The following is a 298-nucleotide window of genomic DNA, read 5'->3' on the forward strand; positions in this document are numbered from 1 at the left end:
TTGCAAATACAAGGGTTCCGCTTCGCTGTAGCGTCCTTGAGAATCGTAGAGTCCTGCCAGATTATTCAAACTGGTGGCAACATTGGGATGGTCTTCTCCCAGCAGTCTTTTTATCAATTCTAAAGCTGGCAAATACAAGGGTTCCGCTTCGCTGTAGCGTCCTTGAGAATCGTAGAGTAATGCCAGATTATTCAAACTGGTGGCAACATCGGGATGGTCTTCTCCCAGCAGTCTTTTTCTCAATTCTAAAGCTTGCAAATACAAGGGTTCCGCTTCGCTGTAGCGTCCTTGAGAATCG

General features: G+C 46.3%; 1 protein-coding gene. It reads right to left on the minus strand.

Features of this window, described 5'->3' with window-relative positions; translation table 11 throughout:
* A partial coding sequence (locus tag MiSe_RS50135; RefSeq protein ID WP_226595092.1) for a tetratricopeptide repeat-containing protein occupies positions 1-298 on the minus strand: 298 nt, incomplete at both ends.

The sequence above is a fragment of the Microseira wollei NIES-4236 genome, from assembly GCF_020521235.1.
Taxonomy (GTDB): Bacteria; Cyanobacteriota; Cyanobacteriia; order Cyanobacteriales; family Aerosakkonemataceae; genus Microseira; species Microseira wollei.